The organism is Burkholderia stagnalis, assembly GCF_039848545.1.
In the GTDB taxonomy this organism is placed as follows: Bacteria; Pseudomonadota; Gammaproteobacteria; order Burkholderiales; family Burkholderiaceae; genus Burkholderia; species Burkholderia stagnalis.
Genome location: NZ_CP156685.1, coordinates 550,169 through 573,904, shown reverse-complemented (window position 1 = coordinate 573,904; position 23,736 = coordinate 550,169). Strand labels below are relative to the sequence as shown.

25 protein-coding genes are annotated in these 23,736 nt (G+C 67.9%); 10 read left to right on the top strand and 15 right to left on the bottom strand.

Going from position 1 to position 23,736, the window contains the following annotated elements; genetic code table 11:
* Positions 1–80: 80 nt before the first annotated feature.
* Both ABFO07_RS02710 and ABFO07_RS02705 read left to right on the top strand, forming a co-directional pair.
* Positions 81–257 (top strand): hypothetical protein, encoded by a 177-nt coding sequence (locus ABFO07_RS02710; protein WP_347468247.1) that lies wholly within the window; start codon positions 81–83, stop codon positions 255–257.
* On the top strand, positions 257–1,645 hold the full coding sequence (locus tag ABFO07_RS02705) for an FAD-dependent oxidoreductase (RefSeq protein WP_347468639.1): 1,389 nt from the start codon (positions 257–259) through the stop codon (positions 1,643–1,645). Before ABFO07_RS02710 ends, ABFO07_RS02705 begins: the two co-directional genes overlap by 1 nt.
* A gap of 121 nt (positions 1,646–1,766) precedes the next feature.
* Here ABFO07_RS02705 and ABFO07_RS02700 read toward each other — a convergent pair whose 3' ends face one another.
* Complete coding sequence (locus ABFO07_RS02700; RefSeq protein WP_059882032.1) at positions 1,767–2,498, bottom strand: phosphonate utilization associated transcriptional regulator; 732 nt, start codon at positions 2,496–2,498, stop codon at positions 1,767–1,769.
* A 172-nt stretch (positions 2,499–2,670) separates the two neighbouring features.
* Entirely contained in the window at positions 2,671–4,836 is a 2,166-nt protein-coding gene (locus tag ABFO07_RS02695) for a phosphocholine-specific phospholipase C (protein ID WP_124490761.1), read from the bottom strand.
* A 234-nt stretch (positions 4,837–5,070) separates the two neighbouring features.
* Between ABFO07_RS02695 and ABFO07_RS02690 the strand changes: the two genes are divergently transcribed.
* Positions 5,071–5,976: a LysR family transcriptional regulator gene (locus ABFO07_RS02690; protein WP_059563630.1), complete on the top strand. Its 906-nt coding sequence runs from the start codon at positions 5,071–5,073 to the stop codon at positions 5,974–5,976.
* A 19-nt stretch (positions 5,977–5,995) separates the two neighbouring features.
* On the opposite strand, the gene ABFO07_RS02685 is transcribed toward ABFO07_RS02690, so the two are convergent.
* Positions 5,996–7,633, bottom strand: a complete 1,638-nt coding sequence (locus ABFO07_RS02685; protein WP_347468245.1) for an L-lactate permease — start codon at positions 7,631–7,633, stop codon at positions 5,996–5,998.
* Between the two features lie 504 nt (positions 7,634–8,137).
* Between ABFO07_RS02685 and ABFO07_RS02680 the strand changes: the two genes are divergently transcribed.
* Positions 8,138–8,458 (top strand): DUF4148 domain-containing protein, encoded by a 321-nt coding sequence (locus tag ABFO07_RS02680; RefSeq protein ID WP_059563748.1) that lies wholly within the window; start codon positions 8,138–8,140, stop codon positions 8,456–8,458.
* Positions 8,459–8,633: 175 nt separating this feature from the next.
* On the opposite strand, the gene gshA is transcribed toward ABFO07_RS02680, so the two are convergent.
* The 3 genes from gshA to ada form a co-directional block, all read right to left on the bottom strand.
* The gene (gshA, locus tag ABFO07_RS02675; RefSeq protein ID WP_059906743.1) at positions 8,634–10,247 is read right to left on the bottom strand and encodes a glutamate--cysteine ligase; all 1,614 of its coding nucleotides are present in this window, start codon (positions 10,245–10,247) and stop codon (positions 8,634–8,636) included.
* A 502-nt stretch (positions 10,248–10,749) separates the two neighbouring features.
* Complete coding sequence (locus tag ABFO07_RS02670; protein ID WP_347468243.1) at positions 10,750–11,703, bottom strand: DNA-3-methyladenine glycosylase family protein; 954 nt, start codon at positions 11,701–11,703, stop codon at positions 10,750–10,752.
* The gene (ada, locus tag ABFO07_RS02665) at positions 11,700–12,794 is read right to left on the bottom strand and encodes a bifunctional DNA-binding transcriptional regulator/O6-methylguanine-DNA methyltransferase Ada (RefSeq protein ID WP_059563626.1); all 1,095 of its coding nucleotides are present in this window, start codon (positions 12,792–12,794) and stop codon (positions 11,700–11,702) included. Before ada ends, ABFO07_RS02670 begins: the two co-directional genes overlap by 4 nt.
* A 366-nt stretch (positions 12,795–13,160) precedes the next feature.
* On the opposite strand from ada, the gene ABFO07_RS02660 reads away from it, so the two are divergent.
* Entirely contained in the window at positions 13,161–13,574 is a 414-nt protein-coding gene (locus ABFO07_RS02660) for a VOC family protein (RefSeq protein ID WP_059810507.1), read from the top strand.
* A gap of 26 nt (positions 13,575–13,600) precedes the next feature.
* Here the strand turns inward: ABFO07_RS02660 and ABFO07_RS02655 are convergent, their stop codons facing one another.
* The 3 genes from ABFO07_RS02655 to speG all read right to left on the bottom strand — a co-directional run bounded on the left by ABFO07_RS02655 (position 13,601) and on the right by speG (position 15,685).
* Positions 13,601–14,155, bottom strand: coding sequence for a YaeQ family protein (locus ABFO07_RS02655; RefSeq protein WP_059563624.1), 555 nt, complete (start codon positions 14,153–14,155; stop codon positions 13,601–13,603).
* 160 nt (positions 14,156–14,315) lie between these two features.
* Positions 14,316–14,660, bottom strand: coding sequence for a surface attachment protein Sap1 (gene sap1 / locus ABFO07_RS02650; protein WP_059563623.1), 345 nt, complete (start codon positions 14,658–14,660; stop codon positions 14,316–14,318).
* 482 nt (positions 14,661–15,142) lie between these two features.
* The gene (gene speG / locus ABFO07_RS02645) at positions 15,143–15,685 is read right to left on the bottom strand and encodes a spermidine N1-acetyltransferase (RefSeq protein ID WP_059563622.1); all 543 of its coding nucleotides are present in this window, start codon (positions 15,683–15,685) and stop codon (positions 15,143–15,145) included.
* A gap of 154 nt (positions 15,686–15,839) precedes the next feature.
* Between speG and ABFO07_RS02640 the strand changes: the two genes are divergently transcribed.
* The 4 genes from ABFO07_RS02640 (at position 15,840) to ABFO07_RS02625 (ending at position 18,155) form a co-directional block, all read left to right on the top strand.
* Entirely contained in the window at positions 15,840–16,010 is a 171-nt protein-coding gene (locus tag ABFO07_RS02640) for a hypothetical protein (protein WP_026045284.1), read from the top strand.
* Between the two features lie 156 nt (positions 16,011–16,166).
* The gene (locus ABFO07_RS02635; protein ID WP_017334664.1) at positions 16,167–16,415 is read left to right on the top strand and encodes a DUF2795 domain-containing protein; all 249 of its coding nucleotides are present in this window, start codon (positions 16,167–16,169) and stop codon (positions 16,413–16,415) included.
* Positions 16,416–16,525: 110 nt separating this feature from the next.
* Positions 16,526–17,881, top strand: coding sequence for a sensor domain-containing diguanylate cyclase (locus ABFO07_RS02630; protein WP_060027652.1), 1,356 nt, complete (start codon positions 16,526–16,528; stop codon positions 17,879–17,881).
* Positions 17,882–18,032: 151 nt separating this feature from the next.
* The gene (locus ABFO07_RS02625) at positions 18,033–18,155 is read left to right on the top strand and encodes a hypothetical protein (RefSeq protein WP_257785947.1); all 123 of its coding nucleotides are present in this window, start codon (positions 18,033–18,035) and stop codon (positions 18,153–18,155) included.
* A gap of 176 nt (positions 18,156–18,331) precedes the next feature.
* Here ABFO07_RS02625 and ABFO07_RS02620 read toward each other — a convergent pair whose 3' ends face one another.
* Together ABFO07_RS02620 and mnmE are read right to left on the bottom strand one after the other, a co-directional pair.
* A complete protein-coding gene (locus tag ABFO07_RS02620) occupies positions 18,332–18,751 on the bottom strand; it encodes a DUF6678 family protein (protein WP_347468239.1) in 420 nt (139 codons plus the stop codon).
* 24 nt (positions 18,752–18,775) lie between these two features.
* Positions 18,776–20,170, bottom strand: coding sequence for a tRNA uridine-5-carboxymethylaminomethyl(34) synthesis GTPase MnmE (mnmE, locus tag ABFO07_RS02615; protein ID WP_059882051.1), 1,395 nt, complete (start codon positions 20,168–20,170; stop codon positions 18,776–18,778).
* A 334-nt stretch (positions 20,171–20,504) separates the two neighbouring features.
* Here mnmE and ABFO07_RS02610 point away from each other — a divergent pair, with 334 nt between their 5' ends.
* On the top strand, positions 20,505–20,927 hold the full coding sequence (locus ABFO07_RS02610) for a transcriptional regulator (protein ID WP_059563619.1): 423 nt from the start codon (positions 20,505–20,507) through the stop codon (positions 20,925–20,927).
* Positions 20,928–21,038: 111 nt separating this feature from the next.
* Here the strand turns inward: ABFO07_RS02610 and yidC are convergent, their stop codons facing one another.
* From yidC to rpmH, 4 genes are all read right to left on the bottom strand, one after another.
* Entirely contained in the window at positions 21,039–22,709 is a 1,671-nt protein-coding gene (gene yidC, locus ABFO07_RS02605) for a membrane protein insertase YidC (protein WP_059920385.1), read from the bottom strand.
* 8 nt (positions 22,710–22,717) lie between these two features.
* Complete coding sequence (gene yidD / locus ABFO07_RS02600; protein ID WP_059563617.1) at positions 22,718–22,984, bottom strand: membrane protein insertion efficiency factor YidD; 267 nt, start codon at positions 22,982–22,984, stop codon at positions 22,718–22,720.
* Positions 22,985–23,060: 76 nt separating this feature from the next.
* Positions 23,061–23,522 carry a ribonuclease P protein component gene (gene rnpA / locus ABFO07_RS02595; RefSeq protein WP_034178137.1) on the bottom strand — a complete coding sequence of 154 codons (462 nt, stop codon included), beginning with the start codon at positions 23,520–23,522 and terminating at the stop codon, positions 23,061–23,063.
* Between the two features lie 15 nt (positions 23,523–23,537).
* Positions 23,538–23,672, bottom strand: coding sequence for a 50S ribosomal protein L34 (rpmH, locus tag ABFO07_RS02590; protein ID WP_004198824.1), 135 nt, complete (start codon positions 23,670–23,672; stop codon positions 23,538–23,540).
* Positions 23,673–23,736: the final 64 nt, after the last annotated feature.

Below are 23,736 nucleotides of genomic sequence, written 5' to 3'. Positions count from 1 at the left end.
GATGATTTGTAGATTGTCAACAACATGCAAAGAACAGAAGGCAAAGTGTCGTCGCAGAGAGAGGGCTGGTCGTCGTGCGCGTGAAGACGTCGCCGCCCGTCTGCACCGCGCTCGAACACGAGGCGATGGAGCCCGACAAGGACGCGTTCGAGATCAGGACGTTTTATCCGGCGGTCAAAAAGCGCGGCTATTTTCCGTATCCAGGCGGCCGCACGCAGGCCGCCTTTCCAGCCATTTCCTTCGAGCGAAACACGTGATGCGTCCCTTCTGGATCGAACAAGCGCTGATCGGCGACGGCGAACTCGCGCCGGCCCTGCAAGGCGCGGCGCAGGCCGACGTCTGCATCGTCGGCGGCGGCTTCACCGGGCTCTGGACCGCGATCCAGGCCAAGCAGCAGAACCCCGCGCTCGACATCGCGATACTCGAAAGCGACCTGTGCGGCGCCGGCGCGAGCGGCCGCAACGGCGGATGCCTGCTCACGTGGTCCGCGAAATTCCTGACGCTGCGGCGCCTGTTCGGCGAGGCCGAGGCGATCCGGCTCGTGAAGGCGTCCGAGGCGGCCGTGCAGCACATCGCCGAGTTTTGCCGCACGCACGGGATCGACGCGGAGCTGCGGCTCGACGGCACGCTGTACACCGCGACGTCGCCCGCGCAGGTCGGCACGCTCGCGCCGGTGCTCGACGCGCTCGCCGCGTGCGGGATCCACAGCTACGAGGCGCTGCCGCCGGCCGAGGTCGCGCGCCGCTCGGGCTCCGCGCGCAATCTCGACGGCGTGTACTCGCCGATCGCCGCGACCGTGCATCCCGGCAAGCTCGTGCGCGGGCTGCGCCGCGTCGCGCGCGCGATGGGCATCCGCATCCACGAGCGCACGCCGATGCTCGATTTCACGCCGGGGCCGCGGGTCGTCGTGCGCACGCCGGCCGGCAACATCACCGCCGGCAAGCTCGTGTTCGCGATCAACGCGTGGATGGCGAGCCGCTTTCCGCAATTCGCGCGCACCATCGCCGTCGTGTCGAGCGACATGATCATCACCGAGCCATGCCCGGCGCTGCTCGCGCGGGCGGGGCTCGTCGACGGCGTGTCGGTGCTCGATTCGCGGATCTTCGTGTACTACTACCGCAGCACGCCCGACGGGCGGCTGATGCTCGGCAAGGGCGGCAACACGTTCGCGTGGCGCGGGCGCATCGCGCCGGTATTCGACCAGCGCTCGCCGTACGAAGCGCAGCTCACGCGCAGCCTGCACGCGTTCTTCCCGTCGCTCGCCGGCGTGCCGATCACCACGAGCTGGAACGGCCCGTCGGACCGCTCGGTGACGGGCTTCCCGTTCTTCGGCCGCCTCGACGACGCGCCGAACGTGTTCTACGGCTTCGGCTATTCGGGCAACGGCGTGGGGCCGACCTACATGGGCGGGCAGATCCTGTCGTCGCTGGTGCTCGATCTCGACAACGCGTGGACGCGCAGCCCGCTCACGCGCGGCCCGCTCGGGCACTTCCCGCCGGAGCCGTTCCGCTACGTCGGCTCGCACGTGGTGCGCAACGCGATCCGCCGCAAGGAACGGGCCGAGGATGCGCACCGGCAGCCGTGGATCGTCGATACGTGGCTGTCGAAGCTCGCGAGCGCGGCGGGGAAGGCGGACAAGGCGTAAGGCCGCAGATTGTGCGCGACGTCGCGTCGCGCACCATGAGAAAAGGGCGCCGCAGCGCCCTTGCTTCAGTTCCTCGGTTCCCGCCCGGCGCGCCGCCGCTACGGCTGCGTGCGCGACGCGCTCACACCCGCTCCGTCTTCGCGCGCGCCGCCGCGCTGCCTGCCGCCGGCACGCTCTGCCCGTGCGTGCGGCGCATCCGCGCGAGGCCGTGCGCGACGTGCTCGCGCACGAGCGCGACCGCCTTCTCCTCGTCGCCGCCGCCGAGCGCCTGCACGATCTTCTCGTGCTCGGACACCGACACCGACAGCGCATCCTCCTCGGCCTCGATCGCCGCCTGCCGCAGCAGGCCGAGCTGCCGCACGAGGCGGCGATACGTATCGGTCAGGTGCGTGTTGCCGACGCCGACCACCATCGCGTCGTGGAACTGCACGTTGAGCTCGGTATAGCGCGTGACGTCGCGCGCCTTCGCCGCCGCCTTCATCGACTGGATGATGCCCTTCAGCACCTTCAGCGTATCGGGCGAGATGCGCTTCGCGAGCGCGCGCGCGACCGACTCGTCGAGCATCGCGCGCACTTCGTAGATTTCCTCGGCCTCGCGCAGCGGCACGACGCGCACCGTCACGCCGCGGTTCTTCTCGTTGCGCAGCAGGCCGGCCTGCTCGAGCGCGCGGAACGCCTCGCGCACGGGGCCGCGCGACACGTTCAGCCTGGTGGCGATGTCGACTTCGTTGAGCTTCTCGCCGGGCACGTATTCGCCGGACACGATCGCGCGCTCGAGCATGTCCTGGACGAGCATCGCGAGCGACTGGCTCTGCAGGAGTTCGATGGCGTTGAGCGCGTTCGGGGCAGTCATGGTCGGGCAGGCAGCAGGGCTGCGGTGGAAGACGAAGGCGCCAGATCGGCGAATGACCGTTGTATACGCCCGAGCCCGCACATTGTCAACAGTTTTCAGTCTCCAAACTGCCGCTCCATTGGCCGCCGCGATGCCGGCAGGCTGCCCCGCCCGGCATCGCGGCATGCGCCCGTCAGCCCTTCACCGGCCCCGGGTCGCTCTGGCTCGGCCGGCCCGTCTCGACGTGCCCGGCGAAGCGGCGCACGACCTTGTCGTTCGCGCCGCCCGTCGTGGTCGCGACGATGTTCAGGTCATACCAGCCGTGGCTCGAGCCGAGCTCCCAGTGATCCTCGACGTGCTGGCCCGGCGCCAGCGTGTAGCTGCGCGCGTGCGCGTGGCTGTACGCGTTGTCGACCACCACGCGGCACGTCGCGCGGCCGCTGTTGCGCAGCCGCAGGTACACGTGGCGGTTGCGCACGTCGTAGCCGAGCTTCGCTTCGGGGTTCGCGTGACGGCCGTCCATCGCGCGCTTCGTGTTGCCCTGGAATTCGCAGAAGTAGCCGTTCGGGCCGTACACCGCGAGGTGATAGTCGCCCTGCGCGGCCGACGTGTTCCAGCAGTCGGCGAGCTTGTCGCCGGCCGACACCGCATAGCGGCGCGGCAGGCTCGACGGGTTGCCGCGATCGTACACGTAGAACGCCGCGCCCGCGTCGCCGGTGTTCGCGAAGTCGAGCCACACGTTGCCGTCGTGGCTGTTCACGCGGCTGTGCACGAACAGTTCGTACGGCAGCGCGCGCGCCGGCCGCGTGCCGGGCTCCTGCACCGGCATCGCCTGCTGCGCCGGCACCTGGTACGCGTGGCCGGCCGTCGCGAGGTGCTGCGGCACCGGGAAGCTCACCGTCGCCGTATCCGGCTTGCCGGAGAAGTCGAACGCCGACGTCAGGTCGCCGCACACCGAACGGCGCCATGCGCTGATGTTCGGCTCCTTCACGCCGAAGCGCGCCTCGAGGAAGCGCAGCACCGACGTGTGGTCGAACGTCTCCGAGCACACCCAGCCGCCCTTCGTCCACGGCGAGATGATGATCAGCGGCACGCGCGGCCCGAGGCCGATCGGCTGGATCCCGCCCGGGTCCGCGCCCGGCACGAGCGGGCTCATCTCGCCCGGGTACTTGTTCAGGTCGAGGAATTCGTCGCCGAGGTTCGACAGCAGGTTCGCGGACACCACGCCCTGGCCGTTCACGCCGCTCGTGACGGGCGGCACCGGCGGCACGACGTGGTCGAACAGGCCGTCGTTCTCGTCGTAGTTGAGGATGAACACCGTCTTCGCCCACACGTCCGGATTCGACGTGAGCGCCTCCAGCACCGTGTTGATGTAGAACGCGCCGTCGGTGGGCGACGCCTGCGGATGCTCGCTGTACTTGTACGGCGCGACGATCCACGACACCTGCGGCAGGCGGTTCGCCTGCACGTCGGCCTTCAGTTCCGCGAGCGTATGGTTCGACGCGCCCTTGTCGACGAGCGGGCCGCTCGCGCCTTCCTGCACCTGGAAGCGCTTGAAGAACATCAGCGAGTTGTCGGTGTAGTTGTCGGTCGGGTCGCCCGGGATGCCGGTGCCGCCCTGGTACACCTTCCAGCTCACGTTCGCGTTCTCCAGACGTTCCGCGTAGGTCGTCCACGTGTAGCCGTTCACATTGTTGCGCTCGCCGATGCCGGGGCCGTTCGGCTGCGTGCCGTACACGTTGCGCGAATCGACCGTGCCGGTCCACAGGTAGATGCGGTTCGGCGCGGTGTCCGCGTGCGCGGAGCAGAAGTACGCGTCGCAGATGGTGAACGCGTCGGCGAGCGCGTAGTGATAGGTCAGGTCCTGGCGCTTCAGGTAGCCCATCGTCAGCACGTCCTGCTTCTGGTTCACCCACTGGTCCCACTGGCCGTTGTTCCACGCGAGGTGGCCGCTGCTCCAGCCGTGGTTGGTGCCCGGCTGGAATTCGGTGGTCTGCTTCGGGTCGAGGTAGAACGGCAGCACGTACGGCGCCGCCGGGTCGAGGCCGCGCGCATGGTAGTTCTTCGTATGCACGGCGGCCGGCGGCTGGCGCCAGACCGGCGCGCCGTTCGGCAGCAGGTGCGGACGCGGGTCGTCGAAGCCGCGCACGCCGCGCAGCCCGCCGAAGTAGTGGTCGAACGAGCGGTTTTCCTGCATGAAGATCACGACGTGCTCGACGTCCTGGATCGTGCGCGTGCGCGACGCGGCAGGCATCGCGAGCGCCTTGCGGATCGCGGGCGGGAAGCCCGCATAGGCGGCCATCGCCCCCGCCGACTGGGCGGCGAGGCGCAGGAAATCGCGTCGATTGTTCGAGGACATGAAGAAGATCCTGTGGGTCGGTGGGGAATGTGGACACCGGCGCCGGCGTGGCCGGCGGCTCGGTGCGCATGACCGTCATTACCCCGCACCGGCGTGTCCCCGACATGACCGGTTCCCGCAGGTTTCTTGCGGTCACCCCCAGCTTTTTTTCGAAGCGGCGCACGCGGTTCCTTTCACGCAGCCGACACAAGCGTACGCTACGCTCGCGCGCATGACGAAGGAAAAGGCGATGTCGTGTTCGATCAGCTGAAGGCGTTCCACGCGACCGTCCGGCAGGGCAGCATCACGCGCGCGGCGCGCCATCTCGGCGTGAGCCAGCCGACCATCGCCGCGCAGATCCGGCAGGTCGAGCAGGTGTACGGCGTCGAGCTGTTCCATCGCAGCGGCCGCCGGCTCGAAGTCACCGAGACCGGCGTCGGGCTGCTGCCGCTGGTCGAGCAGATGATCGCGCTCGAGGCGCAGGCCGACATCATGCTGCGCAACGTCGGCGGGCTGTTCGAAGGCCACCTGCGGCTCGGCGCGACCGGGCCGTACTACATCATGGAGGCGGTCGGGCGCTTCTCGAACGCGCATCCGTCGATCGCGCTCACGTGCCGGATCGGCAATTCCGAGGAAATGCTGCAGGCGCTGCACGAGTTCCGCATCGATCTCGCGGTGTCGTCGCAGCTCAACGACACGGACGGCCTCGAGCGGCAGGTGATCTCCACCGACCCGCTGGTGCTCGTCGTGCATCGCGCGCATCCGCTCGCGCGCTTCGAGGCGATCGACGCGGCGCGGCTCGCCGACGTGCGGCTGCTGTTGCGCGAGGAAGGCTCGGTCACGCGCCGCTGCACCGAGGCGATCCTCGCGGCGGCCGGCGTCGCGCCGGTGTCGGTCGCGGAAATCGGCAGCCGCGAAGCGATCCGCGAGGCGATCCTGCATGGCGTCGGCGGCAGCCTGTTCCCGCGCGGCGAGGCCGAATCGCATCCGGACCTGCGGATCGTCGCGCTGCGCGGCGTCGACACAACGATCGACGAATACGTGTACTACCTGAAGGCGCGCCGCCACAGCCCCGCGATCGCCGCGTTCCTCGCGTGCATCCTGCCGGCCCGCGACGAGGCCGCCGCCGCGCCGCGCATGCGCCGCGCGACGGCGCGCTGAACGCGGGCGGCAATCGCATTCATTTCGGCAGCGCCGGGATCATCCACGTCAGCACGTGCTGCTGCAGGAACACGAGCACGCCGAGCAGCAGCGTGAGGATCACGCTGTGCCAGAAGGTGCGCGCGAACACGACGCCCTCCTGCCCCTTCAGGTCCGTCGTCGACACGCCCGTCGCGATGTTCTGCGGCGAGATCATCTTGCCCATCACGCCGCCGGACGAGTTGGTCGCGGCCATCAGCACCGGATCGAGGCCGAGCTGGCGCGCGGCCACCACCTGCAGGTTGCCGAACAGCGCATTGCCCGACGTGTCGCTGCCGGACAGGAACACCGCAATCCAGCCGAGCGACGCCGACACGAGCGGGAACAGCGCGCCCGTCGATGCAACGCCGGTGCCGAGCGTGTAGCTGATGCCCGAGTAGTTCAGCAGATAGCCGAGCCCGACGATCATCATCACCGTGACGATCGCGATGCGCGTCTGCCGCCACGTCTTCGCGACGCAGGCGAGGAAATCGCCGGCGCCGGTGCGCGTCCACGCGGCGGTGACGATCGCCGACAGCAGGATCGCGGTGCCGGTGCCGAGCGGCTGGAAGTCCCAGATCGCCGCGTACGGCTTGTGATAGAGCGTGACGTACACGGCGTTGTGCAATCCGGGCCACTGAATCTTCACGTCGCCGATCGCCGCGATGTTCGCGCGCACCCAGACGATCACGACCGCCGACACGATGAGCCACGGCAGCCAGCCGCCGTAGCCGATGCGCGCACCGCCGTTCGCGGGCGTGCTGCGCGCGATCGTGAATTGCGGATCGGGTTGCGGCTTCCACATCCGCAGGAAGCCGATCGTCACGATCAGCGACGTGAGCGACGACAGCACGTCGGTGAGCTGGTAGCCGAGGAAGTTCGACGTGACGAACTGCGCGATCGCGAAGCTGCCGCCCGACACCAGCAGCGCGGGCCACAGCCGCGCGATCGAGCGCATGCCGCCGTACGCGCCGACCACGTAGAACGGCAGCAGCAGCGCGAAGAACGGCAACTGCCGGCCGACCATCGCGCCGAGCGTCGCGGGCGGCAGCGACGTGACCGCGCCGAGCACGGTGATCGGCACGCCGAGCGCGCCGAACGCGACCGGCGCGGTGTTGAACAGCAGCGTGTACGTGAGCGCCTCGATCGCCGGGAAGCCGAGCGCGATCAGCAGCGCGCTGGTGATCGCGACCGGCGTGCCGAAGCCCGAGATCCCTTCGAGCAGGCAGCCGAACGAGAACGCGACGACGAGCAGCACGAGGCGGCGGTCGTCGGGCAGGTGGTCGAGCATCCATTGGCGGAACTGGTCGAAGCGGCCCGATTTCACCGCGATGTTGTAGAGCAGCAACGCGTTGAAGACGATCCACATCACCGGCACCACGGCGAGCGCCATGCCCGCGGCGACCGCGTCGAGCGCAAGGCCGGCGGGCATGCCCCACGCGCCAATCGCGACCGCGAGGCCCGCGATCAGCCCCGCGAGCGACGCCTGCCAGGCCGGGCGGCGCAGCACGCCGAGCGCGACGAGCGCGACCGCGATCGGGATCACCGCGACGAGGAACGACAGCAGCAGCGAATGGGCGACCGGCGTCAGGGGCTGCGCGAAGACGATGCCTGCGGGAAGGGCGGCGGTGGGGTTCATCGTGTCTCCTGTGTCGACGTGAGTTAGCGCTTTAGCGCTTACTCACGTCCCATGCAGCGCAAGTCGACGTGAGTTAGCGCTTTAGCACTTACTCACGTCCCATGCAGCGCAAGTCGGCCCGAGCTAGCGCTTCAGCGCTTATTCGGATCCCATGCAGCGCAAGTCGGCCCGAGCTAGCGCTTCAGCGCTTACTCGGGCCCCATGCAGAGCAGCGCAGCCGGTCGGCGCCTGCGCCCAGGCCCTTGCCAACGCAACGACTTCGCTCGGCCGACCGATCGGTCACTTAAAAAGCGTAGGCGTCACGCGCCGCTTCTACAAGGAGGAACAAGCCTGATAACCGCCGGCCGCGCATCTGGCCCCGCAATGCACGGCGCGCCAGTCTTGCACAGCCGACAAAGGTGCCTATCCGGCAGCGGGATGTTTCCCCGGGTATGCGAAGCCTAGACTGCACGCATCGATTCACGCCGCGCCGCCTCGGTGCGCGGCGACCGACCGGAGTGCAAGATGAAGAAGGCAATCGTTCGTACCGCTTGTATCGGCATCCTGATGATGGGTGCCGCGGCGGCGGCCCATGCGCAAGCATCCGCCCAGCCGCTGACGCGGGCCCAGGTTCGACAGGAACTCGCGGAGCTCTCGGCAGCGGGCTACCGGCCCGCCATGGTCGGCAGCCCCGACTATCCGCAGAACATGCAGGCGATCATGCAGCAGGTCGCGCAGGCGCACGCGGACGAAGCCGGCTACGGCAGCAACGGCCGCGCGACAACCGAATCGGGCCGGCGCAACGCGGCGCCGGCTGCCGATCCGTCAATCTACTCGCATCATTGAAACGGGTGTGAGATGAGCCGCCTGCGCCTGTCATCCGACGCATCGCCGGAACGCAGCGGCAGTTGCTGCCCGCGCCGGCTGCCCGGCGCGCATCGACGCGCACGCGCCGGCGGGCGCCACCGGCATCGCGCGCAAGCGGTGCGCACGCCGATGCGTGCGGCCGCGTGCGCGATCGTCAGACGCTGAAGCGGTTCAGCGTGTACGCACGGTACGCGGCGACGAACGCGTCGAACGAACCGGCTTCCTTCGCTTCCAGTTCCGCCTGTTCGGCCAGCGAGCGCTCGGAGAGCGCCGCCGCGGCGCGCGCCGCATCGTCCGGCAGCGGCCGCGCGCGGAAATGCGCGGCATGCGCGTCGCTTTGCGCGCGCGCGAATGCGAGGAACGACTGGTTGCGCTCGCGCATCGTGCGCAGCACGCGCGCGGACGGCGTGCGTTCCGGATCGGCGAGCTTCTCGCGCTGCGCGGCAATCGCGCGCGCATGCTCGTCGCCGCCGCGGATCTCGTCGAGGCGGCGGCCGACGGTTTCGATCTTCGTCATCAGCTCGTCCGCCCATGCATGCAGCGTGATGGGGCTGCCGTCGCGCGACAGCGTGAGACCCGGCTTGCGCCCTTCCATCGTCACGGTGCCGAAGTTCGCGTTTGCTTCCTGGTACGCCGCGCAGTCGAGCGGCGGGCTCGCTTCGAGTGCGCACACCAGCAGATACGCGTCGATGAAACGCGCGGTGTCGAGCGCGATGCCGGTCGGCTCGAACGGGTCGATGTCGAGGCAGCGCACCTCGATGTACTGCACGCCGCGCGACGCGAGCGCATGCAGCGGGCGCTCGCCCGAATACGTGACGCGCTTCGGCCGGATCGTCGAGTAGAACTCGTTCTCGATCTGCAGCACGTTCGTGTTGATCTGGATCCACTCGCCGTCGCGATGCGTGCCGATCGCCTCGTAAGGCGGATACGGCTCGCTGACCGCCTTCGACAGCGCGTCGAGATAGCCCGACAGCGTGTTGTAATCGACCTGCAGCGCGGCCTGGCCGGTCGTGTTCGAGTAGCCGAGATCGCTCATCCGCAGGCTCGTCGCATACGGGCGATACAGCGTGTCGGCATCGAACGTGTCGAGCGTATGCGGGTTGCCGCGCAGGAATTTCGCATCGAGCGCCGGCGACGCGCCGAACAGGTACATCAGCAGCCAGCTCGTGCGGCGGAAGTTGCGGATCTGCGCGAGATAGCGTTCGGACTGGTAGTCGACGAGCGTCGCGGTCGAGCCTTCCTCCGCGTGCAGGCGCCGCCACACTTCGTCATGCAGCGAGTAGTTGTAGTGGATGCCGGCGATGCACTGCATCGTGCGGCCGTAGCGATACGCGAGGCCGCGCCGGTACACCGTCTTCAGGCGGCCGATGTTCGACGTGCCGTAGTCGGCGATCGGAATCTCGTCGTCGGCCGGCAGCAGGCCCGGCATCGAATCGTTCCACAGCATCTCGTCGCCGAGCGACGCATACACGTAGCGATGCAGCGCGTCGAGGCGTTCGAGCGTGAGCGCCGCATCGGGTTCGGCGGGGGTGATCAGTTCGAGCAGCGCTTCGGAATAGTCGGTCGTCAGCGACGGATGCGTGAGCGCCGAACCGAGTGCGCGCGGATGCGGCGTGAACGCGATCATCCCGTCGCGCGTCACGCGCAGGCTTTCCTTCTCGATGCCGCGCAGGCCGTCGGGCAGGTGCTGCCGCGTCGGGCCGGTGCTCAGCACGTCGAGGCGATCCAGCAGCAAATCGGTCTGGCGGATGGTCATGGTGTTCGACATGAATGCGCAAGTGCGGGACGGCCGCGCGCGAAACGCTCGCGCGCGGCCGGCAGGATTGTTGGTCGCTTCGTTGGTAGCGGGCACTTTAACATCTCGCCGTAACACGCGCTTGAGGTGGCTCCGGGCGCGGGCGGGCGGGTCGGGACGGGCTCGGGAAGGGGGCGGACAGGCCGTTGCGGCGGCCGCAAGAATGCGGCGCGGAGACCGCACGCGTGATGCGCATTCATCTGCCCGATGACGGCATGCATCGCATGCCGGCTGACGGTGCAACCCGGTTGCAGGTATCGGACATCGGCCGGCGCCCTGCTCCGCCGGGCCCCGGCAAGCGGCCATGCGATGGCCGCTGTGCGCCGGCTTGCAGCGTGCCGCTGCCAAGACAAGCGTGCACCGGCGCGCAGGTTGCACCTTCGCGCGCGTTCACGTCGATTGCGTATCGAAGCGCGATGGTCCGCGCACACGCGCCGCGATCAGGCGATCGGCGGCCGGCACGCGCTTCGCCGGATCAACCGCCGCGCGCCGCCCCCGCGCGATCGGCCACCTCGTTCCACAGATGCAGCGCCGCATACGCGCGCCACGGACGCCAGCCGTCGGTGCGGCGCTTCTGGCTCGCGAGCCGGTCGAGCGACGGATCGCGCGCGGCGATCGACTGCATCAGCACCAGGTCGGACGCGGGCCACGCATCCGGGTCGCGCCACGCACGCATCGCGATGTATTCGACGGTCCACGGGCCGATGCCGGGCAGGTCGAGCCACGCCTGCCGCAGTGCCGCCAGGTCGGCCTGCGCGGGATCGACCGGCACGTCGCCCGCCGCGACCGCGCGCGCCATGCCCGAGAGCGCCGCGGCCCGCTTGCCGGGCATTCCGATCCGCGCGAGATCGCACGCGGCGAGCGCGTCCGGCGTCGGGAAACGCCACGCGGGCGCGCCGTCGTCGTCGTGCACCACGCGCTCGCCCGCGCGTTCGACGAGCCGGCCGACGATCGTCGTCGCCGCCTTCACGCTGACCTGCTGGCCGACGATCGCGCGCACCGCGAGCTCGAATCCCGACCACGCGCCCGGCACGCGCAGCCCCGGCGCGGCCGCGACGAGCGGCGCGAACCACGGGTCGCGCACGAGCTCCCCGCCGATCGCGGCCGGATCGGCGCGCAGGTCGAACATCGCGGCGATGCGTGCCGCGAACGCGTCGTCGACGTGACGCGCCGCCGCGCCTGCTACGGTCACCACGAGGCAATGCTTGCGCGGATGCCGCGTAACGGTGAGCCGGCCGGGCGCGCCGTGCAGGTCGACGATCCGGCGGTAGACGCCGTCCGCGACCTGCTCGACACCCGGAATCGCGCGCCCGCTGAAGAAGCGCAGCACGCGCGCCCAGTCGTAGGGCGCCTTGAAGCGCAGCTCGAGCTGCGCGGCCGGCGGCGCATCGCCGCCGTTCGTGGTTGTTCTGGTGATCGCGACGCTCAAGCTGCACTGCCCTCCGTCATCGCGGCGTCGGCCGCCGCCTCTTGTGAATGACGCGCCTCGTCCGCGAGTAGCGTCGCCTTGCGGCGCACGCCCCAGCGATAGCCGGCCAGCGCGCCGCCTTTCTGTACGACACGATGGCACGGAATCGCGAGCGCGACCGGGTTCGACGCACACGCGGACGCCACCGCCCGCACCGCGCGCGGCGAGCCGAGCGTTTCGGCGATCTCGGAGTAGCTGCGCGTCTCGCCGTACGGGATGCGGGTCAGCGCTTCCCACACGCGCTGCTGGAACGCGGTCGGCGCGATGTCGAGCGGCAGGTCGAACGCGCGGCGCGTGCCGTCCAGATACGCGCCGATCTGCGCGACGAACGGCGCGAGCCGCGCCGGCGATTCGACCAGCTCCGCGCGCGCGAACGCGTCCTTCAGCGCGGCGACGAGCGGCGCGGGATCGTCGCCGAACGCGATCCGGCAGATGCCCTGCGCGGTCGCGGCGACGAGCACCGTGCCGAGCGACGTCGGCGCGGTCGCATAGTCGATCCGCAGCCCGGCGCCCTGCCGGCGGAACGCCGACGGCGCCATCCCCAGCTCGCGCGGCACCGACGCATACAGCCGCGACGGCGAATTGAATCCGGCGTCGACCGCGGCCTGCGTGACCGGCTGGCCGCTTTGCAGCGCCTGCCGCAACGCCGCGCCGCGCTGCGCGGCCTGGTACTGGCGCGGCGACACGCCCACCACGCGCTTGAACAGCCGCTGCAGATGGAACGGGCTCACGTGCACGGCATCGCTCAGCTGCTGGAGCGTGAGCCGCTCGGGGTGCGCGTCGAGCACCGCGCACGCGCGATTGACGATCTCGAGCTCGCGCGGCAGCCCCTCGGGCTGGCAGCGCTTGCAGGGCCGGAACCCGGCGGCACGCGCGGCGGCCGGATCGTCGAAGAAGGCGACATGTTCGCGCCGCGGCAGCCGCGACGCGCAGGTCGGGCGGCAGAACACGCCGGTGGTGCGCACCGCATAGAAAAACGCGCCGTCCGCATGCGGATCGCGGGCGGTCACGGCATCCCAGCGGGCGTCGTCGGTCGGATAGGCGGTTTTCATCGGAACCTCGCACTCTCAGTGTAGACGGTGCCTACTCTAGCCAGCCCCGCACACCGTCGCGCCCTGAATCTTGCTCTGTGATTCGCCTCATAGAATTGGGGACATGCTCCAAAAACCATCGCCATGTTGCAGTGCGGCTGCGGCAAATCGCCGTCCTGACGTTTTTTGACACAAACAATATTGCGTCGCACCATCGGCATGTGTATAGTTGGAACTGTCTCCTCCATGTCTCCTCCTGATATGGATTAAGCCCGTTCCTCGTGAGCGGGCTTTTTTTCGTCCGTCGATTCTGCACGCGTTCACGCGGGCGCCGCCGATGCGTTGGGCTACACTCGATGAACCCTGCCCTCAAAGGAGCGTTCATCCATGAAACCCACCCTCCGCGGAATCGATCACATCGTGCTTCGCGTGACCGACATGGCCGCGATGACGCGCTTCTACTGCGACGCCGTCGGCTGCCACGTGGAAAAGGAACAGCCGGATCTCGGCCTCGTGCAGTTGCGCGCCGGCGCCTCGCTGATCGACCTGCTCGCCGTCGGCGCGAAGATCGACCGGCCCGACAACGGGCCGCCCGGCGCCGGACGCAACCTCGATCATCTGTGCCTGCGCGTCGAACCGTTCGATCCGCAAGCGCTCGCCGCTCATTTCGCCGCGCACGGCGCGCAGCCGGGCGCCGTCCAGGAACGCTACGGCGCCGACGGCTACGGCCCGTCGATCTACCTGTTCGATCCCGAAGGCAACATGCTGGAACTCAAGGGCCCGCCCGCCGCCATCGCGTGAGTGCGGCCGGCCCGCGCGTCACCGCGTCATGCGTCGGCGCGCGCCTTGAGGAACGTCCATTCGACGGCAACCGGATCGTGGTCCGCGCTCGAGATCCACGCGGCGCCGTCCTGCACCGTGCATTGCAGGCGCATCGTCCGCTCGGCGAGCCGCCCGAGCGCAGCCGCGACGCCGTCGGCCAGCGACAGCACCTGCACGTTGCGCAGCCGCTCGACCTTGCTGCGCACGCCCTGCCACCAGATGTCCGAGGTCTTGCCGCCGTACGCGATCACCGTCACCTGCCCGGCGCGGCCGGCTGCCTTCGAGATGCGCCGCTCGTCGGGCTGGCCGACGTCGATCCACACGTCGATCGCGCCCGTCAGGTCCTTCTGCCAGAGATCGGGCTCGTCGGTGTCGGACAGCCCCTTGCAGAATTCGAGCCGCTCGTGCGCGAACAGCGCGAATGCGGCGATGCGCACCATCATCCGGTCGTCGGTTTCGGACGGATGGCGGGCCACCGTCAACGCGTGGTCGCCGTAGTAATGCCGATCCATGTCGGCAATTTGCAGTTCGGCTTTGTAGATCGTGGATTTGAGCGCCATGCGGGAAGTGCCCGGGCGGGCATCGGTTCAGTTCGGGTCGTGATGATACCGAAAGCCCGGCGTCGGCCCCATGTCGCGCACAGCACGACGGCCCGGCAGGCGGCCGGGCCGTGTTCGGGATCGCGCCGCCGGCCCGCTGCCGGCGCGCGGTGGCTTGGCGTTATTGCTTGATGAAACGCGAATCGGCCCAGAGGCCCTGCTGGTCGCTGTTGTCGGCGCTGACGAACTGCACGTCGCCCTGATCCACCGCCACCACGCGGAAGCGCTGGCCTTCCGGCACGGACAGGCAGCGGAAGTCGTCGAAGTACTGCTGCTTCGCCTGCGACTTGCCGTCACGCTCGTGATTCAGTACGGAATCCAGATTGTCTTTCGACAGGCAGCCCCACGCGTTCTTCGTCAGCTGGATTTCCTGCTTCGGCTTCACGCCGGTATCGCCCGCCTGGGCGATCGACACCACGGCAAATGCACCGACAAGCGCAACAAAAACAGCGGTTCGCTTCATCATGTTCAGTCTCCCATGCTCGCGGGCGTCAGGCTGCGGTTAGCTATGTGTTTAAAGGTGATGGTGAACCCGCGTTTTTGAGCTTAGAAGACCGGCAAGCGATAGCAAGCACATTTGTTGTGCACTCGCAGTAGCGGCGAATTGTCGCACCCTGCGCGCCGCATGTTTTTCGTGCGCACCGAGTCGCCATTCAAACGTATCGACGATTGGGGCGCACATGGCGCCAGAGCGCAAAGCCTTGCCCGGCAATGCGTTCATCGAATTGTCATCGCATCGTTTGAACGGCCTGGATAATCCAGTTCGATATCCGGATCATTTTGATGCGCCGCACATAAAGTCAGGCGAAAACACAGGCGCATTACTGCAGTGCGCCATGCGATTTATCGCATACAAGAAAAATGCCAGATCGGCGAATACTGGCATTTACCCGTATTTCCCGCCCGCATGCGGCACCGCGGAATCGCGCGCCGGCGAGCGGGCATGCGTCACGCAATGTTTTGCCGTTCGAAATAATCGCGCTGAAACAGGCACATCCGGTAAGCGTTGTGATACGCGCCGTTGCCGAAGAATTCCTCGATCAATTCCGCTTCGCGCTGGAACCCGCATTTTTCATAAACGTGGATCGCCGCCGCGTTCGACGTATCGACGATCAGGTACAGCTTGCGCAGGTTCAATACCTTGAACGCGTATTCGACCGCGAGGCGCGTGGCCTGGCCCGCATAGCCGCGGCCCTGGCACTGCGGCGCGATGATGATCTGGAATTCGCCGCGGCGGTGGATGTAGTCGAGCTCGATCAGCTCGACGAGGCCGACCAGTTCCCCTTGCGGATCGACCGCGACGAATCGGCGCTCGCGCTGGTCGTGCACATGGCGATCGTAGAGCTGCGAGAGTTCCGCGAAGGTTTCATACGGCTCCTCGAACCAGTAGCGCATGATCTTCGCGTTGTTGTTCAGTTCGTGCACGAAGCGCAGGTCCTGGCGTTCGAGCGGCCGCAGCGCGAGCGTGCGGGTGTCGTTCTGTATTTGCATCGTAGGAATCGTCGTGGGGTGCACCGGGGCGCGGGAGGACCCTGTCGGGCCCAGTCCCGATTGCCACCCGGAAGCACAGTAAGAAAATGAAGGTAGGCCGAAGTACAGAGCCTAGAATGGAAAAAGGGTTCCTGCCACCGTCATGGAGGCTATCGTGATCGAGCAAGTGATACTCGGTGTGTTTCTGGTGCTGCCGCTCGTGATCGTGGCCGTGCTGTTTTCCGATGAACTCTGGCAGGAACACCGGCGCCAGCATCCGCGCGACGAGGATGCACCGCACATCGACTGGAAGCATCCGTGGCGCCGCGTGCGGCGCGGGCATTGACGGTTGCGCGCCAGCCGGATGCCGACCTTCCGCACCCGCCGCCATGCGGGCGTGAAGCCTGCGTGCGCCGCCGAACGCGGGCGAGCCGGGTGCGCATGCACCCGCTGTCCCGCTGCCGGCGTGCGGCCCGTTTCGATCCGATTGCGAGGCGCTGACGTGAACGACAGGCCATCTTCCCGGAAGCCGGACATCCCGCACGAAACGATCGACCTGCAGATCGCCGACGTGCTGGCCGGCATCACCTATCCCGCCAACAAGGACGCGATCGTCGACGCCGCGCGCGATGCGGGCGCCAGCAACGAAGTGCTGACGATGCTCGACGGGCTGCCCGAACAGGACTACGCGGACATCGACGCGGTCACCCGCTGGGTCGCCGGCAACTACGGGCCTGGTCTGGGGATTTGAGCGCGCGCCGATAACGCGCTAGGATCGGGCCGCACCGGTCGCGCGGCGGCCGGGACGCACACGCCCGGCGCACCGGCCGGACGCTTGCGCGCGAGCGCGTCGGAGACCTCATGGAAGGCATCCTGATCCAGCACACCACGCGGCGGCAGTTCTGGTTCGGCGCGCTGTCCGCGCTCGTCATCCTGCTCGCGCTCGGCGTCGCCGCGCCGCATGCGAACGTCGCGCTGCCCGCGGTCGAACCGTTCATGCCGATGTGCGCGCTGACCGTGTTCTCCACCGCCTGCATCGCCGCGTTCTTCCTCGGCGCGCAGTTCGCCGTGTCGCGACAGCCCGTGCTCGGTGCGCTCGGCGGCGCCTACGCGTTCACCGCGCTCGCCGTCGCGCTGCAGCTGCTGACGTTCCCCGGCGTGTTCGCGCCGCACGGCCTGTTCGGCGCGCGGCCGCAAAGCGCCGCGTGGATGTGGATCTTCTGGCACGGCGGCTTTCCGTGCTTCGTGATGCTGGCGCTGATCGCGCGCGAACGCATGGTGCGCTCGCCGATCAGCGTGCAGCGCACCCGCCGGTGGACGATCGCGCTGATCGGCGGCCCCGCGCTCGCGGCCGCGCTGCTGTGCGTGCTGGCGCTGAACGCGCCGCTGCCGCCCGCCTTCCGTCCGCCCGGCGACATGGCCGTGATGCCGGTCAATCCGGTCGCGCTCGTCGTCTGGACGCTCAACGTGAGCGCGCTCGCCGTCGTGCTGCTCACCGGCCGGCTGCGCACGACGCTCGACCTGTGGCTCGCGATCGCGATGCTCGCGTGCACCACCGACACCACGCTGAACCTGCTGAGCACGAACCGCTTCACGGTCGGCTGGTACGTGGCGCGCGTGTTCAGCATGTTCACGCCCGGCGTGCTCGTCTGCGTGCTCGCGTGGGAGGTGACGATGATGTACCAGCGGCTTTTCGAGGCGCACGCGACGCTGATGCGCTCGTCCGCGCGCGACGGGCTGACGGGCGTCTACAACCGCAGCCACTTCAACGATCATTTCCACCTGCTGTTCCTGCAGGCGCGGCGGCAAGCCGAGCCGCTGTCGCTGCTGATGGTCGACGTCGATCACTTCAAGGCATACAACGACGCGTTCGGCCACGTGAAGGGCGATGCCTGCCTGATCGCCGTCGCAAATGCGCTGACGGGCGTCGTGCGCCGGCCCGCGGATCTTGTCGCGCGCTATGGCGGCGAGGAATTCGCGATCGTGCTGCCGAACACCGGCGTGCGCGGCGCACGGCTCGTCGCGGAAGAAGCGCGCGAGGCCGTGCTGCGGCTCAATCTGTCGACGCATGCGCCGGCGGGGCGCGTGTCCGTCAGCGTCGGTTGCGCGACCGTGTCGCCCGATGAATTGTCGATGCCGGATGCGCTGATCGAAGCGGCCGATGCCGCGCTGTATCGTGCGAAGGATGCCGGGCGGAATCGGGTTCTCGTCGCCTGAAACCGTCTGCTGTGCGGGGCAATTGTTACGGTCATTTTGACCGGAATAATCCACCGTTACGGATTACGGCACGGGGATACGAACGCTTACATCCGGTGTTGCGGGCGCTCGCTATGCTGCGTTCCATATTGAACCCGAGCAGGTGAGCGTCATGAAGAAAATCCTTTTACTGATTGCCGGTGTCGCCGTGCTGCTGAGCGGCTGCGTCGTGGTGCCTGACGGCGGGTATTACGGTGGTGGCGGGTATTACCACCATCATCGTCATTGGGATTGAACGCGACGCTAGCCGAACCGCGCGAGATCGTTTCGCGCGCATCCGATGAAGCGAATGTTCGGGTCGCCTGATGCTGCGGGGAATCGCCCGCACGGCCGGCGGCCCGAATCCGATCCGCAATCGGCTGTCGGTTGCTTCTCGGTGAATTCTGTCTGCCGCTCGCTTCGATACAGAACCTACCCTGGCGGAAAGTCCTCATAGGACTTCGGGGCGTAGCCCCAGATTCTGGCCACATCGCCGCTGGCCTCGAACTCGAAGCCAATCTCGGCGAGCTTGCCCGACACCAGCGCTGAGTGATCAATCACGTCGTGCCTCGGCGAGGCTTGTTCATGCAGCCCGATGTCGAACCACTCGACGCCCACGAACGGGAATGGCAGATGGTAGAACCACTCGACATCCCATCCCGACACATGGCCGTTGACCCACTTTGACCGGTACGACGGCCGCCAGCCATTCAGGCCGCGCACGAAGGCAATCAGTTCGTTCCACTTGGTGTCGTTGGCCAGCGACCCGGCGAATTTCCGGCGCGCCAGGGACGCTACTTTTTCCTTGTCCATGCCGCGCGGCACGGCATCGGCCATCGGGAGGGCATTCATCTCGGCGTTCGCTTGGAATGCCGTTCACTTCCCGATACAGAACCTGCTGAAAATCACCCCCAGCAGGTCATCCGAAGTGAACTCCCCGGTAATCGCGTTGAGCTGCTCCTGCGCGAGCCTCAACTCCTCCGCGAACAAATCGAGCGACTGCGCGCGCTGCTCCGCATGATCGGCCGCCTGCGCAAGATGTTCCTGCGCCGAACGCAGCGCAATCAGATGCCGCTCGCGCGCGAGATAAACCCCTTCCGCACCCGCCTGCCACCCCGCGATCCGCAGCAGCTCACCGCGCAGCATATCGATCCCGTCACCGCGCTTCGCCGACAGATGCACCTCGGTGAGATCCCCCTCCGCCGCCGGATGCGCGACCGACGCCGGCGCGCCGGTCAGGTCCGTCTTGTTGAGCACGCGCACGACCGGCACACCCGCCGGGAAGCGCGCGGCGATCGCCGCGTCGTCCGCCGTCATCCCGCTGCGCGAATCGAGCAGATGCAGCACGACGTCCGCGCGCTCGATCTCGCTCCACGTGCGCGCGATGCCGATCCGCTCGACTTCGTCCTCCGTCTCGCGCAGCCCCGCCGTATCGATGATGTGCAGCGGAATGCCCTCGACCTGGATCGTCTGCGCGACCTTGTCGCGCGTCGTGCCGGCGATCGGCGTGACGATCGCGAGCTCCGCGCCGGCCAGCGCGTTCAGCAGCGACGACTTGCCGACGTTCGGCTGCCCCGCGAGCACGACCGACAGGCCTTCGCGCAGCAGCGCGCCCTGCCGCGCATCGCCGAGCACGTGCGCGAGCTGCTCGCGAATGCGAGCAAGCTTGCCGCGCGCGTCCGCCGCCTCGAGAAAGTCGATCTCCTCTTCCGGGAAATCCAGCGTCGCCTCGACCAGCATCCGCAGCGTGATCACGTCGTCGACGAGCGCGTGGATCTGACGCGAGAACGCGCCGTCGAGCGAACGCCCGGCCGAGCGCGCCGCCGCCTCGGTGCTCGCCTCGATCAGGTCGGCCACCGCCTCGGCCTGCGCGAGATCCAGCTTGTCGTTCAGGAACGCGCGCCGCGTGAATTCGCCCGGCTCCGCGAGCCGCAGCCCGATCCCGCGCCCGGCGTCCAGGCAGCGCTGCAGCAGCAGCTGCATCACGATCGGCCCGCCGTGCCCCTGCAGCTCGAGCACATGCTCGCCCGTGTACGAATGGGGCGCCGGGAAATACAGCGCGATGCCGCGGTCGAGCGGCGCGCCGTGCGCGTCGAGGAACGGCACGTAGCTCGCATGACGCGGCGCGAGGCCTTGCCCGCACAGCGCGTCGATCAGCGGCAGCGCCGCCGCCTCGCCGCCCCGCCCGAACGACACGCGGACGACGCCGATGCCGCCCCGGCCGGCGGCGGTGGCAATGGCGACGATCGGATCGGAGTCGGTAGCAAGCATGGCAATCGGAGGTTCAGCGGTGGAACGGCCAGCCCGTGCGGCATCGGCGCGCGGGCATCGGGACGCCGGCATTGTAGCGTGCCGGCACGCCCGTCACCGCCGCCGCACGACGCTTCGGACTCCCCTCAATTTATCTCGAAAGAGATAAGATAAATACTAGTCGAACCCGAATACACCTGGTCCGTTTCGGACAAGTATGGCCAATCGGGGCGACCTGCGCCCGCTCCTTGTGGCCGGCCATCGCTGCGGGATTAGCTTGGGATTCGTCTGACTAAGCTACGTTTAGCCTGATTGGTTGTCTGAGAGCCGTTAGTCGAAATGCACAATCTCCCCCATGCCGACATCCGAAGAGAAAAAGGCGTTCTCCGAGCGCCTGAAATTCGCCTTGCAGCGCAGCCCGCACAAGATCACGGGTGCGACGGAGCTCGCCAACCAGTTCAACCTTCGCCATCGCGGCGAGCATCAGGTGTCGCCGCAAACGGCGCACAAGTGGCTGACGGGGCGCACCATTCCGACACAGGACAAACTGCGCACGCTCGCGGAATGGCTGCGCGTCGAACTCCACTGGCTGCACTACGGCCCGTCGCCGAACGCCGCGGCGCGCTCGACGCCACAACCGCTGCCGCGCGACGAGCGCTATCCGCCGACACCCGAGACGATCGAACTCGCGTCGAAGATCGAGGCGCTGTCGCCGCACCATCGCTACCTGGTTCAGGAACTGATCGAGCAGTTCTACGGCGATTCGCCGAAACGCTGAGCGCCGCCGCGCCAAACAAAAAGCCGCATGACCCGAAGGCCATGCGGCTTTTTTGCATCTTCGCGGCCGGCTGCGCGGGCGGAGCGTTGCCGCCCCCGCGCCGGCCCGCCGTCAGGCGGTTTTCTTCGCGGCCCCGATCGTGCGGGTGATGTAGTACTGCTGCGCGATCGACAGCACGTTGTTCACGACGTAGTACAGCACGAGGCCCGCCGGGAAGAAGAAGAACATGACCGAGAACGCGATCGGCATGAACATCATCATCTTCGCCTGCACCGGGTCCGGCGGCGTCGGGTTCAGCTTGGTCTGCACGAACATCGAGACGGCCATCAGCACCGGCAGGATGAAGTACGGATCGCGCTGCGACAGGTCGTGGATCCACAGAATCCACGGCGCGCCGCGCATTTCCACCGACGCGAGCAGCACCCAGTACAGCGAGATGAACACCGGGATCTGGATCACGACCGGCAGGCAGCCGCCGAACGGATTGACCTTCTCGGTCTTGTACAGCTCCATCAGCGCGGCGTTCATCTTCTGCGGATCGCTCTTGAAGCGTTCGCGCAGCGCCTGCATGCGCGGCGTGATTTCCTTCATGCGCGCCATCGACTTGTAGCTCGCGGCCGACAGCGGGAAGAACACGGCCTTGATCAAGAGCGTGAGCAGCACGATCGCCCAGCCCCAGTTGCCGACGAAGCCGTGGATCTTCTCGAGCAGCCAGAACAGCGGCTTCGCGATGATCGTCACCCAGCCGTAGTCCTTCACCAGCTCCAGGCCCGGCGCGATGCCTTCCAGCATGCGCTCTTCTTCCGGGCCGGCGAACAGGCGCGCCGACACGTCGACCGACTGGCCCGGCGCGATCGCCGCGACCGGCTGCTTCACGCCGACGCGGTACAGCGTCGGATCGATCTTTTCAGCGTAGATGTCACGCTTCGCGCCCTGCTGCGGAATCCACGCCGACGCGAAGTAGTGCTGCACCATCGCAACCCAGCCGTTGTCGGCCGACTTCTCGAAGGTCGCCTTGTTCTTGTCCAGATCGCCGAAGTCGATCTTCTGGAAGTGCTTCGTATCCGTGTAGACCGCCGGCCCGAGGAACGTATGCGAGAACATCGGCGTCTCGACCGGCGTGTTGTCGCGCACGAGTTCCATGTAGACCGTCGGCGACACCGGCGCGGCGCCGACGTTGTCGATCTTGGTATCGACGCCGATCACGTAGCTGCCGCGCGTGAACGTATACGTCTTCACGACCTTCACGCCGCCCTTCACCGGCGATTCGAACGACAGCTTCAGCGCGTTCTGGTCGGCCGCCAGCGACGTCGCGCCCGCGTTGACCTGCGAGTAGACGTCGTTGTGGTTCGGGAAGTCGCCGCCGAGCAGGCCCGTGCGCGCGAGGTACGTGTGGCCGGCCGTGTGGTCGAACAGCGTGATGTACAGGTCCGGCTGCTTGCCGTCGCCCTGCTTCTTCAGCGTGAGCTTCGCGAGCGTGCCGCCGCGCGTGTCGATCTCGCCGTCGTACACATCGGTCGAGAACTTCACGAGCTGCGCCTGCGCGGCCGGGGCCGTCGTCGCGGGCGCCGCGCCGGTGGCCGCCGCGGGCACGCCGCCGGCCGTGGTCGCGGCATTACCGGCCGCGCCGGTGCCGGATGCGCCGCCTGCTGCCGCCGGGGCCGTCTGCGTGGTGTTCGGGAAGAACATCGACGGGCGTCCATGGGACCGCTGCCAGTTGTCGTACAGCATGACAGCTGACATGAAGAAGATCACCCATAGGACGGTGCGTTTGATATCCATGCGTTGTCTCAGAGTCGATGGGACCGCGCTTCGGCCTGGCCGCGAGCGCGTGTGTCGGAGTTGGGCGGCGGAACGAGGTCGACGCCGCCCGCGGAAAACGGGTGGCATCGGCACACGCGCCTGACGGCGAGATACGCGCCGCGCGCGGCGCCATGATACTGGATTGCCTCGCGCGCGTAATCCGAACAGGAAGGATAAAAACGGCAACGGTTGCCGAGCAGCGGACTCACGGCAACCTTGTAGAAACGCAGCAACGCGATCAGAACCGTTTGCATACCAGGGGCGGCGTCAGGGCAGCGCCGCTTCAAAGCCGGCCGGGCAGGCGCGAACGCCGCCGCGGCGGGCGGTGCGTCACTCGGACGCGGGCTTCGACGCACGGCGGACGATCTCCCGGGCTGCCCGATCGAGCAGCTCGCGGATCTCGGCCGCGCACATCGCCGCGAGCGGGGCGGAAGCCGCGCTCGGCAGCGCTTTCTTGTCGAAGCGCGTGTGCTGGCGCAGCAGCACGTCGTAACCGGCGAACTCGGCCCGGCGCAGGCGAAACGCATCGCGTGCGAGCCGCTTCACGAGGTTGCGCGTCACTGCGCGCGGCGCATACTTCTTGCCGACGACGAGCCCCAGTCGGGCGGGCTGGCCCGTCGGCTTGCCGTAAATCACGAAGTGCGCGGAGCGCCGCCACGGGCGCAAACGAAAAACGGATGAAAATTCATCCGTTTTCAGAAGTCGCGCAGCTTTCGGAAAGGCGGCCTTCGTCTGCAACGGATTCGCACCCGGCTCGACGGCCCCCTCCGCAGGACTGCGGACGGCGGTCACAGCGCGCAGCCTGCCTTAGATGGCCAGGCGCTTGCGGCCCTTCGCGCGGCGTGCGTTGATGACCTTGCGGCCACCTGCCGTCTTCATGCGGACACGGAAGCCGTGGGTGCGCTTGCGACGGGTCACGGACGGTTGGTAAGTACGTTTCATGATGCTCTCACTTGTTCGAGAATGTCGAAATTCAGGGGACCGCGTGCCCTTACCAGGACGCCTT

What these genes read in the sequence shown, in the direction of transcription:
- ABFO07_RS02705 (WP_347468639.1), top strand. Translation starts at nt 257, where the DNA reads ATGCGTCCCTTCTGGATCGAACAAGCGCTGATCGGCGACGGCGAACTC.
- ABFO07_RS02700 (WP_059882032.1), bottom strand. Translation starts at nt 2,498, where the DNA reads ATGACTGCCCCGAACGCGCTCAACGCCATCGAACTCCTGCAGAGCCAG.
- ABFO07_RS02695 (WP_124490761.1), bottom strand. Translation starts at nt 4,836, where the DNA reads ATGTCCTCGAACAATCGACGCGATTTCCTGCGCCTCGCCGCCCAGTCG.
- ABFO07_RS02685 (WP_347468245.1), bottom strand. Translation starts at nt 7,633, where the DNA reads ATGAACCCCACCGCCGCCCTTCCCGCAGGCATCGTCTTCGCGCAGCCC.
- ABFO07_RS02680 (WP_059563748.1), top strand. Translation starts at nt 8,138, where the DNA reads ATGAAGAAGGCAATCGTTCGTACCGCTTGTATCGGCATCCTGATGATG.
- gshA (WP_059906743.1), bottom strand. Translation starts at nt 10,247, where the DNA reads ATGTCGAACACCATGACCATCCGCCAGACCGATTTGCTGCTGGATCGC.
- ada (WP_059563626.1), bottom strand. Translation starts at nt 12,794, where the DNA reads ATGAAAACCGCCTATCCGACCGACGACGCCCGCTGGGATGCCGTGACC.
- ABFO07_RS02660 (WP_059810507.1), top strand. Translation starts at nt 13,161, where the DNA reads ATGAAACCCACCCTCCGCGGAATCGATCACATCGTGCTTCGCGTGACC.
- ABFO07_RS02655 (WP_059563624.1), bottom strand. Translation starts at nt 14,155, where the DNA reads ATGGCGCTCAAATCCACGATCTACAAAGCCGAACTGCAAATTGCCGAC.
- sap1 (WP_059563623.1), bottom strand. Translation starts at nt 14,660, where the DNA reads ATGATGAAGCGAACCGCTGTTTTTGTTGCGCTTGTCGGTGCATTTGCC.
- speG (WP_059563622.1), bottom strand. Translation starts at nt 15,685, where the DNA reads ATGCAAATACAGAACGACACCCGCACGCTCGCGCTGCGGCCGCTCGAA.
- ABFO07_RS02630 (WP_060027652.1), top strand. Translation starts at nt 16,526, where the DNA reads ATGGAAGGCATCCTGATCCAGCACACCACGCGGCGGCAGTTCTGGTTC.
- ABFO07_RS02625 (WP_257785947.1), top strand. Translation starts at nt 18,033, where the DNA reads ATGAAGAAAATCCTTTTACTGATTGCCGGTGTCGCCGTGCTGCTGAGC.
- ABFO07_RS02620 (WP_347468239.1), bottom strand. Translation starts at nt 18,751, where the DNA reads ATGAATGCCCTCCCGATGGCCGATGCCGTGCCGCGCGGCATGGACAAG.
- mnmE (WP_059882051.1), bottom strand. Translation starts at nt 20,170, where the DNA reads ATGCTTGCTACCGACTCCGATCCGATCGTCGCCATTGCCACCGCCGCC.
- ABFO07_RS02610 (WP_059563619.1), top strand. Translation starts at nt 20,505, where the DNA reads ATGCCGACATCCGAAGAGAAAAAGGCGTTCTCCGAGCGCCTGAAATTC.
- yidC (WP_059920385.1), bottom strand. Translation starts at nt 22,709, where the DNA reads ATGGATATCAAACGCACCGTCCTATGGGTGATCTTCTTCATGTCAGCT.
- yidD (WP_059563617.1), bottom strand. Translation starts at nt 22,984, where the DNA reads ATGCAAACGGTTCTGATCGCGTTGCTGCGTTTCTACAAGGTTGCCGTG.
- rpmH (WP_004198824.1), bottom strand. Translation starts at nt 23,672, where the DNA reads ATGAAACGTACTTACCAACCGTCCGTGACCCGTCGCAAGCGCACCCAC.